The following is a 9,661-nucleotide window of genomic DNA, read 5'->3' as shown; positions in this document are numbered from 1 at the left end:
GTATACGGCATCAAACATCAGTGCTGAGTCGCCAAAACTGCTGAAGTGCACCCGATCCACACTGACATCTTCGTGCTGCTCCAGGGCTTCACGAATCATTCCGGGGATTACCTTCAGCGTTTCACGCGGGGTGCCATATTCAACGCCGACCTTGAAAACAGCGCGCCTGCGATACATGCGCTTGAAGTTGCGAATTCTACTCTTCAGCAAATCACTGTTAGACACAATGACCTGTTCTCCCGACAAACTGCGAATCCTCGTGGTCTTTAACCCGATGTACTCAACGTTTCCCTTGTAGTCACCCACTTCCAGGAAATCGCCAACAACAAAAGGTTTGTCAAGCACAATCGACAGAGAGGCAAAGATATCGCCCAGAATATTTTGCACAGCAAGCGCAACGGCGATACCTCCAATACCCAAGCCAGTAACCAGCGCAGTAACATCAATCCCGAAGTTGTCGAGGACTGCCAGTAGCAAAATGGACCAGAGCGCAATACGCGCCAGCATCCCAATAGCTGAAATGGTGGTAACCGCTGAGGGATCTTCTTCCAGCTTTTTCTCGCGGTAATATAGGAGCCACCAGCTAATTACACTTGTGCCCCAAACACCGATCTGGAAGAGCAATACCAGAAATACAAAGCGCCCAAACCACTGAGAGATGCCTTCCGGGAATTCTTTAAACAGCGTTGCCACCCAAAGCCCAAGCGCAAAGAAAGAAAACCGACGCGTATTCTTAAGGACAACAACGATAACGTCGTCGACAATATTTGACGTGCGCGAGGCGAGGCGCTCAAAGCGGCCGGCAATGGCCGACCGAAGAATCATTAATACAACAGCAATGCCGACGCCAATACCAACCACAATAAGCCAGTCTACCAGGGTGACGCCGTAAAACTCAAAATTCAGTATGTCCATCAGATTCGTGTGGGTTGATCAATAGCCTAGGCAGATGGTACGGACTGCCTGTGAAAAGGGAAAATGAAATAAGGACAAACTATGCCGGTCTACAAACCCAGACTCAACTGCCGGGGTGCATCAGGATAAATTAAATTGGCAACCCCTACACCGAGCAAACGAATAGGCGGCAGCGGCTCGGTCCGTCGTAGCAAGGTAACCGCGACATCACCAACCAGGCCGGCGTCATCCGTGGGCGACACCAGGGTAGACGCGCGGGTTAGTGTTGTAAAATCGTGGTACCGCACTTTTATCCGCACCGTACGGGCAAGCAGTTTTTCTCGCTGGATATCTTCGCACACCCGCATAGCCAGTTTACGCAGCATTTCGACAATCTCAGAACGTGAAGTCATGTCGACCGAAAATGTGCGTTCTGCACTGCGAGATTTACGTTTGCGAGAGGTCCGCACGGGGCGATTGTCTTGCCCGTTTGCAAGGTGCCAAAGGCGCAACCCGTGTTTACCAAACAACTTGCTCGCCTCCTCCCTGCTAAGCGCGGCCAAAACGCCGACGGTCAAGAGCCCCAATTCCTCCAATCGTGCATAGGTTGCCGGCCCTACGCCGGGCATTTTTCTTACTGAAAGCGGATGCAAAAACGTTTGGAGTTTTGCAGGATGCACAACGGTTAGTCCGTCTGGCTTGTTGAAGTCGGATGCAATTTTGGCAATAAACTTTGATGGGCCCACACCTGCAGAAGCCGTAAGGCCAAGCTCCTCTTTTATCCGCCGACGAATTTCCTGCGCCACCGCTGTGGCTGTAGGCAGATCATCAGGCAACTCAGAGACATCCAGGTAACATTCATCCAGGCTCACGGGCTCAATCAATTCCGTATAATCTGCCAGAATCGTGCGCATTTGGCGTGATATGGTGCGATATTTCTTAAAATCGCCCCGCAAGAAAACGACGTGCGGACACCGTTTTAACGCCTGACTTGCCGGCATCGCAGAATGGATACCCCAGGCACGGGCTTCATAACTGGCAGCACTCACAACACCCCGCCCAAAGGGATTGCCGCCAACCACCACAGGCTTACCCTTGAGGCTGGGATCGTCTCTTTGTTCAACCGACGCATAGAATGCGTCCATGTCGATGTGGATGATTCGCCGGGTCATAAATTGGGGCGATAATACATTTGGCGCTTCCGCTGAAGGGGGCTTGCCTACACCCTGTAAGATACTACTTGTACAGGTAAATCTCGATCCCCTCACAAGTGTTAGTAACCTGTTGAAAACCGTAGAAAACTCGGTGGATAATGTTAGTAACTAGGGTTAAAAGGTGTGGGTAACTATACCTGATTCTCATTTGCAAAGTACCAACATTTCGGCGTACTCTACATGTCCTTTTCTGTAATAAACTTTTATCGCTCAGGGGTATGTATGACGGCGAGGGTACAAACAATTTGGAGTAGTTGTCTGGAAAGAATTTCTGACGTCATTCCCAAATACAGTTACAACACGTGGATTCGACCACTAAGACCAATTGCACTGGACGATAAGGATCCGCAGGTCCTTCGTGTTGAAGTACCCAATGTTTTCCACCAGAAATGGGTGGAAGAGAACTACATTGATATTGTAGGCAAAAGCGTTCGTGATATCCTCGGCCCCCAGACTACCCTCAAGCTGTCGCTGCCCCTCGACCTTGACGGTTCTCCGCGGACCGCACCTGAGCCCTCTGGTTTTACACAGCCGCCGGCGCCTCCCATTCAGGCATCATACAGCCAACAAGCACAAGCTGCACAGGCAGCGCAAATGGCTCGGCCGTTTAGCCCGACGCCTGGTGTTAACCGGCCCGCTATGCCGAACAATACGGCGGTTAATGCACACCATGCCCCGGCCAATCGCCAGGCCATCAACAATCACGCAGCACCTACAGCAAAGGCAGGCGAAAGTGCACGCAGCATCTCGTCTACCTTGAACCTCAATGAGCACTACACCTTTGAGGAGTACGTAGAAGGTGCCGGCAACCGGCTTGCCCGCAGCGCCGCCATGGCAGTAGCCAAAGAGCCAGGTGCAACGAGTTTCAATCCCCTCTTTATGTATGGCGATGTAGGGCTCGGAAAAACGCACCTGGCACAGGCCATCTGCAATTATGCTATTGCAAACGGAACAGCAAAGAATCCGATCTACGTAACCATCGATAATTTCACCAACCAGTTCATCTCTGCCATCCGTGCCAATCGCGCACACGAGTTCACCAATTTCTACAGAAAGGTAGACCTCCTTGTTGTAGATGACATCCAGTTTTTGAGCGGCAAAGAACGGACACAGGAAGAGTTTTTTCATCTCTTCAATGCTATCCACCAGTCTAGCGGCCAACTGGTATTGCTCGCCGACCGCGCACCTGGCGACATCCAGGGTATACACAACCGGCTCATTTCCCGCTTTCATTGGGGATTGACCACAGACATCTCTGCGCCTGACCTTGAAACGCGCGTAGCAATCCTCATGCAGAAGTCACAGCGCTACAAGCTGTCGCTCAATGAGGAAATAGCTGAAACCATCGCCCAGTCGGTTTCGCGGAACGTACGTGAGCTCGAATCTGTACTCACCAAAATCCTGGCCCATTGCTCCCTTCACGGGACAGCTGTGACGCAGAATCTCACTGAGAGCATTCTGCAACACTACGGATCAGTCCGCAATCAGGTAACAATGGATGAAATCATCGAAATTGTTGCAGAATCCTTCGGGACTCCATCTGAGTATATTGTAGGCAAATCCAGAAAACGCGAAATTGTAGTAGCCAGACATGCTGCCATGTACCTGGCAAAAGAGTTTACGCACAGATCCTTGAAATCTATTGGCCTTCACTTTGCCGGCCGCGACCACAGCACGGTCATCCATGCTGTAAAAGCGGTTGACGACAGAATTGCGACAGAAGCATCTTTCAGACAAAAACTGGAGCATGCGCGCGAAATTGTCAGAAAACGCGTAGAAGGGTCTCGGACAAGCGCCCCGAGAAGTCACTAAATTGTATGAAAGTACTTACTATCTGTAGCCACAAAGGCGGGACCGGCAAAACAACAACTGCCGTGAACCTGTCCTCTGCCCTCGGATTAACCGGACATCGCACCCTCCTCATCGACATGGACCCGCAAGGGTTTCTTACCAGCATGCTGGGCCTCCAGCAGCGACAAAAAGAAGGCTCTTGCCTGATGCTCTTTGAGCAAGGCATCAAGCTGACTGATATTCAGATGACCAAAGTTGGCGCCCTTGATGTGCTGCCGTCATCGCATATGATGACCAGCAAAATGCGCCACCTGAACAAGGCAATGGACGTATTCTATGCAAAAGAGGCGCTCAACAACGCCCCGCACGATTACGACATTGTCATTTTTGATACGGCAGCTGCCATCACAGTTTATAGCCTGAATGCGCTGGTTACGTCCAACAATGTCCTGATTCCGGTTACACCTGAGTACCAGCCGGTAATGGGCGCTGAACAGACGGTAGAAACGATTCGGTTGGTAGCCGGCAAATTAAATCCGCGGCTTGCTGATCCGCTCTTTGTGCTTACCCAGGTAGATGGCCGTAAACGTACGCATCAACGCTATCGGGAATACATGCGCGGCAAATATACCGGCCAGGTGTTAGACACAGAAATCAGAACCTGCTCTTCGCTGGCAAACTCTTACAAAAATGGTGCTACCGTTTTCGATATCGACCTGCATTCTCGCGGGGCGCACGACTACGCCAAGCTAACAGATGCCATTTTGCCGGCCATGTTTAAAGAACCTGAGCAAAAACCAGAAGCGCCGGCCAAGCCATCGTTTGTCGTCAATCCCGTGCAATAACCGCTCACGCCGAGTAGTAGGTAGCTAGGGGCATCAGCCCTCAATTTCAGTTACCAACTGAATTTCGCGCAGCACGCCCTGTACACGGAAGCAATCCTCAAAGCTGCCTTCATAGACGCTCGCCTTTCCTTTAAGGTGGGCCTCAAAGGCATACCCGCGCGCTTGCTCTGACGAGCATCCCGTAGCTTTGATCAATTGAGAAATGACCTCATCAAACGTGTGGATCTCATCGTTATACAGAATAACGCGCCACGGCGAGTTAAGCCGCTCCTCGACCTCCTCCACTACTACTTCTACCACATCCGGACTTTCTGCAGCCTGGGGTAACATGTTTGTATGCACCGCTTCAAATCTTGCCATACGCAAAACAGCCTGATCAGGCCTCAACGGCCTCCTTCTCGAGCGTAAACGTAAAATCTTCCATAACCGGGTTTGACAAGAGCTTTTCACAGGCTTCCGTCACCATCGCTTCAGCTTTGCTTTCTGAATCAGCATTTACCCACAGCTCGACAAATTTACCCATGCGGACACGTGAAATCCCGCCATATCCAAGCTCTTGCAGCGCATGCTGGGTGGCTTTCCCTTGCGGGTCGAGGATGGATTGCCGGAGGGTGATATTTATACTTGCTTTATACATCTGCTAATTTTCTTTAGGGTGATCATGGGCGTCAGTAGCGCCCGCTTCATCAACTGGAATGCTCATTACAGCCCGATAGACCTTGACTGAGGCATTGACGAGCCCCATCAGCACGTAGGCCATGATGGAAATGAGCAGACCGATTTGCTGCAAGAAGATGGTGAGTAAGACACCAAGCATGCATGCAGCCGATTTATAAGGATTATTCCTGATGTATTTTGCCGAAGGCTTCGGCAGTGCATCAAATGGTATGGTGGACACCATGAGCCCTGCCAATACAGCGACAAAAGGAATCAACAATGAAAGCGAACTGATGCTGTATTCGTTAAACCACGTAGCATCATTAACGTTCAATATGAGGGTAATAATTGCAGCAGCCTGTGCAGGTATGGGTAATCCTTTGAAATACTCCGGTTTATCGCCCTCCAACTCAACACCAACATTAAACCGGGCGAGTCGCACCGCGCCGCATAACGCGGGTAATGCTGAGACTATAAGACCAAGCAAACCGAACTCATTGAGCCCGAAAACATAGACAAAAATACCCGGCGCAACCCCAAAGGAAACGATATCACTCAGGGAATCCAGCTCAACGCCAAAAAGGCTTGTTGAATTGGTGAGCCTTGCCATCATGCCGTCGAGTGCGTCAAAGAAAGCAGCCAGCAAGATCAGCCAGCCGGCCATGTCAAATTTACCTTCAAAAATCTGGGTAATGGCGCCAAAGCCACACAGCAGGTTCATGAGGGTAAAAAACGAAGGCACTGCAACGCGTGGAATCTGCCGGCGCGATCGCGGCGATCGCGTTGCACGGTACGCACTCAATTTCTGGCGTAGCTTCTTTTTTGGCTGACCGGTCCGCCTTGATTTGCCACCCGATTTACGTTTGCTTCCCGAAAGTTCAGTCATCACACCCTATACTTGTCTGCCATAATATACCACGATCGCTTCTGCCCTACCGCCATGAAATGATGACCACATCTAGCCCCAGCGGGTGTTTCGCCACGAAGGCAGCGGGTAGTGTAAAGCATAAACAACATCAAGAAAACGACCGAAAGGAAAAACAGACGACGAACAAACGATTCAAATTGTAGTCCAATAGCTTCTATTGTGATGATCACAAAAGGATGACAGCGGGGAGCACCATCCTGCCTGTATCACATCGTTCCTGGGCAAATAAAGCCAGGCCTCTTATTGAAGACCAGGAAAAGATAAGCAAATTGTCCATACCCTGCATTCAAGATTTCGTTAGGTTGTAAAATGAACCGGGTTGCATTCTACACGCTGGGCTGCAAATTAAACTTTGCCGAGACGGGCACCATGCGGGATGCTTTTATTGAGAAAGCATACGATGTTGTGCCGTTTGGCGACGCAGCTGACATTGCGGTAATCAATACATGCACCGTAACAGAAGAAGCAGACCGCAAATGCCGGCAAATCATCCGACGCGCCCTGCGGGCTAACGAGAACACTTTTGTCATTGTCACCGGGTGTTATGCGCAGCTTCAACCGGAAACGATTGCCAGCATTGAGGGTGTAGATGCCGTACTGGGTGCCAACGAAAAATTCCAGCTGTTCAATGTCCTGGAAGACTTCGAAAAGCGAGACAAGACGCAAATTGCTGTATCCTGCATCGATGATGTCAACAGTTTTGGCCCAGCCTACAGCGCCGGCGAACGATCGCGCGCTTTCCTGAAAATCCAGGATGGATGCGACTACTCTTGCGCATTCTGCACCATTCCCCTCGCGAGAGGCAAAAGCCGTTCCCAGTCGATCTCTGCAACAGTGGCCCAGGCCCGCGACATTGCCCAGCGGGGGTACCGCGAAGTCGTACTTAGCGGCGTGAATATCGGGCTTTTTGGGGAGGACACAGGCGAATCGCTGCTCACACTACTGCAGAAGCTAGACACCATAGCCGGCATTGAACGCTACCGGATTTCATCCATAGAGCCCAATCTCCTCACCAATGAAATCATAGATTTTGTAGCCGATTCCCGGGCTTTTCAACCACATTTTCACATCCCGCTTCAGAGCGGAGACGATTATGTGCTTGGCAAAATGCGCCGGCGCTACAAACGCAACGTCTACGAAGACCGGGTTGCACACATCAAACAACGTATGCCTCATGCGGCCATCGGTGTTGATGTAATTGTAGGATACCCCGCCGAAACGGAAGAGCGGTTTGAAAACACGTACGCTTTCCTAAACGAACTCCCCATTACCTATCTACACGTTTTCACCTACTCCGAACGCCCCAATACGGTAGCTGTCGCACAGGTCAATGAGGAAAAATGGACGCCAGTGCCGAAAGCTGAGCGCACAAACAGAAACCGAAAACTCCGGATCCTTTCAGAAAAGAAACGCCTCGCGTTTTACCAGCTGCATGCCGGCGATACCCGCCCCGTTTTATGGGAAGCTGACCGCAAAGGCGAAGTAATGGTTGGGTATACTGATAATTACATCCGCGCAGAACAGCCTTTCGACGCTGCTAAAACAAACACGATTGAGTCTCTGTCTCTCGATCAAATACTACCGTCAGGCAACATGGGCACACGAAGTGACGCCTTTGTTTCGTTGTTACAATAAGCACATGAGCAGCCAACTATTGCTGCGTTCAACAAATTTATCCCTCAAACGGGAATAACCAGCACATCCACACTGTCTAAGGCCCGAGATGTATCCACTAACTGCATTAGGTCGTAAGCGCGTTGACTACTTCAGCAGCACGAAAGACAGCCGCCGGCGGGCCACCAATGGGCCGCGGGACTGGTGCACCAACGTCTGGAAAATTGAAAGCTGAACGGGCTCAATCAACTGCTCCTGAAACGGATGCAGACCTGATATCAGCCTCCAGCGCTGGTGACCAACTGGCCTTTCGCAAGCTCGTTGAGCGCTATCAAGGCCGTGTCGCAAGCACCGTAACGTCAATGCTGGGCAACACCGCAGAAGCTGAAGATGTCGGCCAGGAAACGTTTATTCGGTTTTATCGGGCCCTCGACTCTTTTCGCGGCGACGCCAGTGTCTCAACCTACCTGAACAGAATTGCCATCAATCTTTCGCTCAACGCCCTCAAGCGCAGGAAAAGATGGTTTGCCAGGTTTCAGGCAGCCGACACGCTCCACATTCCCGACGAAAATATCAACCGCAGTTCACTGGACAACACTGAAAAGGGGCAACTTATTCAACAGGCCATTTTGCAGTTAAAACCTGAATTCAGGGCGGTTGTCGTCCTACGCCTGGTTGAAGGCTACTCAACCAGGGAAACTGCAGACTTCCTCAACTTACCCATAGGAACAGTCTTATCCCGCCTTGCGCGCGCCCAGGTGAAACTGCGGGATAAACTTCGTCCTTACTACAGCAATGAAAACAAATAAACAACTGGCTTTACTGCTCCGTTCGTTTGACGACGATCTGAGCGAAAAAGAGCAAAAACTGCTGCGTATGCTCCTTGCGTCTTCCGATGAAGCCGTTGATACACAGCAGGACCTTACGGCACTCCGCGATGCCATTCGTGCAGCAAAACCTGAAGGACAATTCAACCCCGGGTTTGCAGATCGTGTTGTTGCTGCAACACAGGCTGAAAAGACAAAGCCGGCTCGCATGGCCCGCATCTACACGCTTAATAGCAGCACGATACTCCGGGTAGCAGCTGTATTCCTCCTGCTGGTTGGCATCAGCACAGCCTTGTGGTTTCAACCCAAGACCTATACAGCTCCCTTGGGGCAATCTATAAGTAAAATGCTGCCTGATGGATCGTCTGTCTTACTCAGTGGTGGTTCTACACTTGCCTACAAACCATTCTGGGGCCGCAATGCACGGCACGTCACCCTTACTGGAGAAGCCTTTTTCGATGTAGCCAAAGGAGATAAAGCGTTTGTCGTAGAAACCTTCAATTCTGAAGTTCGGGTACTGGGCACCCGGTTCAATGTGCGGGCGTGGCCCGAACAGGCGGATGTATACACGGCCGTTATACTGGAAGAAGGCAGCGTTACTGTAGCGAATAAAACCGCGCCGGCAACGCTACATTACCTGGAGCCGGATGAGTCCATTGTACTCACCGCTGACACGACGCTGCCCAAACGCACGCTACAAATGCCTATCGCAACAAAACTTGCCTGGCGCACGGGCGGCCACACCTTCGAAAACGAATACCTCACCGATGTAGCCGCAGCACTGGGCCGGCGCTACAATGCCCGGCTGACGCTAGACGGTGATGTGGGCATGAAGCGCATCACTTACATCGAGCCACAGCAACAGGCGTTGACTGATGTATTGGCTGCCAT

At 51.2% G+C, this 9,661-nt stretch carries 10 protein-coding genes; 5 read left to right on the top strand and 5 right to left on the bottom strand.

Going from position 1 to position 9,661, the window contains the following annotated elements; translation table 11 throughout:
* Together AAF564_23750 and dinB are read right to left on the bottom strand one after the other, a co-directional pair.
* Nucleotides 1–915: mechanosensitive ion channel family protein (locus tag AAF564_23750; protein MEM8488583.1), on the bottom strand; the 915-nt coding region annotated here is incomplete at its 3' end.
* 89 nt (nt 916–1,004) lie between these two features.
* Nucleotides 1,005–2,066 carry a DNA polymerase IV gene (gene dinB / locus AAF564_23745; GenBank protein MEM8488582.1) on the bottom strand — a complete coding sequence of 354 codons (1,062 nt, stop codon included), beginning with the start codon at nt 2,064–2,066 and terminating at the stop codon, nt 1,005–1,007.
* A gap of 264 nt (nt 2,067–2,330) precedes the next feature.
* On the opposite strand from dinB, the gene dnaA reads away from it, so the two are divergent.
* Complete coding sequence (dnaA, locus tag AAF564_23740; protein ID MEM8488581.1) at nt 2,331–3,920, top strand: chromosomal replication initiator protein DnaA; 1,590 nt, start codon at nt 2,331–2,333, stop codon at nt 3,918–3,920.
* 5 nt (nt 3,921–3,925) lie between these two features.
* Nucleotides 3,926–4,744, top strand: coding sequence for a ParA family protein (locus AAF564_23735; protein MEM8488580.1), 819 nt, complete (start codon nt 3,926–3,928; stop codon nt 4,742–4,744).
* A 33-nt stretch (nt 4,745–4,777) separates the two neighbouring features.
* Here the strand turns inward: AAF564_23735 and AAF564_23730 are convergent, their stop codons facing one another.
* From AAF564_23730 to pssA, 3 genes are read right to left on the bottom strand one after another with little or no spacing between them, the layout of a single operon-like run.
* Nucleotides 4,778–5,104 carry an ATP-dependent Clp protease adaptor ClpS gene (locus AAF564_23730; protein ID MEM8488579.1) on the bottom strand — a complete coding sequence of 109 codons (327 nt, stop codon included), beginning with the start codon at nt 5,102–5,104 and terminating at the stop codon, nt 4,778–4,780.
* Between the two features lie 16 nt (nt 5,105–5,120).
* Complete coding sequence (purS, locus tag AAF564_23725; GenBank protein ID MEM8488578.1) at nt 5,121–5,381, bottom strand: phosphoribosylformylglycinamidine synthase subunit PurS; 261 nt, start codon at nt 5,379–5,381, stop codon at nt 5,121–5,123.
* A 3-nt stretch (nt 5,382–5,384) separates the two neighbouring features.
* Nucleotides 5,385–6,287, bottom strand: coding sequence for a CDP-diacylglycerol--serine O-phosphatidyltransferase (pssA, locus tag AAF564_23720; GenBank protein MEM8488577.1), 903 nt, complete (start codon nt 6,285–6,287; stop codon nt 5,385–5,387).
* Between the two features lie 351 nt (nt 6,288–6,638).
* On the opposite strand from pssA, the gene mtaB reads away from it, so the two are divergent.
* The 3 genes from mtaB to AAF564_23705 all read left to right on the top strand — a co-directional run.
* The gene (mtaB, locus tag AAF564_23715; protein MEM8488576.1) at nt 6,639–7,964 is read left to right on the top strand and encodes a tRNA (N(6)-L-threonylcarbamoyladenosine(37)-C(2))-methylthiotransferase MtaB; all 1,326 of its coding nucleotides are present in this window, start codon (nt 6,639–6,641) and stop codon (nt 7,962–7,964) included.
* Nucleotides 7,965–8,086: 122 nt separating this feature from the next.
* Nucleotides 8,087–8,752, top strand: a complete 666-nt coding sequence (locus tag AAF564_23710; GenBank protein MEM8488575.1) for a sigma-70 family RNA polymerase sigma factor — start codon at nt 8,087–8,089, stop codon at nt 8,750–8,752.
* A partial coding sequence (locus AAF564_23705; protein MEM8488574.1) for a FecR domain-containing protein occupies nt 8,739–9,661 on the top strand: 923 nt, incomplete at its 3' end. The genes AAF564_23710 and AAF564_23705, both read left to right, overlap by 14 nt.

Source organism: Bacteroidota bacterium (assembly GCA_039111535.1).
Lineage (GTDB): Bacteria > Bacteroidota > Rhodothermia > Rhodothermales > JAHQVL01 > JBCCIM01.
The sequence above is the reverse complement of the archived record's forward strand: the minus strand, read 5'-3'. Positions and strand labels throughout refer to the sequence as shown.